Origin of the sequence: Paenibacillus sp. HGF5 (genome assembly GCF_000204455.1) — a bacterium.
In the GTDB taxonomy this organism is placed as follows: Bacteria; Bacillota; Bacilli; order Paenibacillales; family Paenibacillaceae; genus Paenibacillus_AQ; species Paenibacillus_AQ lautus_A.
In genome coordinates this window covers 1-849 of record NZ_AEXS01000080.1, presented here as the reverse complement: position 1 = coordinate 849, position 849 = coordinate 1, and the positions used below count along the sequence as shown (strand labels likewise).

Below are 849 nucleotides of genomic sequence, written 5' to 3'. Positions count from 1 at the left end.
AATTATGCGGCTTTTTATATTTATGTTATCAAGTTCTTGTCAATACACAATGACAAGAACTTGATAACATTCCAGACTGATGACAAGAACATGGTTACATTCCGGATTTGATTTCACCCCGCACACGTTCTCAAAGAGGTCCAATGCCGCAACAGGGAATATGGTCCGATTACCGATTAGATAAATATATAACTATGTTTCCATGCAATTTTATTAAGTTACGAGAAGTTTAACAAAACAAATTTATTCCAGGTTCGTCTAAAAGTAGGTTGGATTTTGCGAAGAGGAGTTGAAATGTTGAGAACGTTAGTTTTAGGAGCAGCTTTAGTACTTGTTGTAATAAAATCCGATCCCCCGCAAATTATAGCTGGTCAGATAGAAAGACTTAAAGATTGATGAAATTATTGTAACGACTAAACAATATTTTATTACTGATCTGTCGATAAATCGTCAGTCCAGGCCTTGAGCCGTTTATTTATGACGGTATCAAGATGGATATGGTACGAGGCATGCGTGCATGAAGGGAATCTAATGGGCAATGGAGCGACCAGCGCTGAGGTTGATTACCGGTATACGCCGGCCAACTATGTGAATGTAATGACGTTCCATATCAAAGATGCAAAGATTGACCGTATTCGCATAAACACGCTTTTGGACTGAGTAATTCAATTCACATAAGAGCGTCATTTAAGAAAGGTATCTTAAGGTTCAACCTAGCTGGAAGAGGGTTGGACTAGTAGATGGATTTTTCCCACCTCCAACGTCACGTTAACCTTGAGATCAGATGGAGGACCGAGGCTCACAGATATACAGAAACAGGACGCTAAAAGGGAAACGGGGTCATTACAG

General features: G+C 39.6%; 1 protein-coding gene. It reads left to right on the top strand.

The window, feature by feature from the left end:
• Positions 1-477: 477 nt before the first annotated feature.
• Positions 478-660, top strand: a complete 183-nt coding sequence (locus HMPREF9412_RS32545) for a hypothetical protein (RefSeq protein ID WP_139083956.1) — start codon at positions 478-480, stop codon at positions 658-660.
• The last annotated feature ends 189 nt before the right edge of the window (positions 661-849 follow it).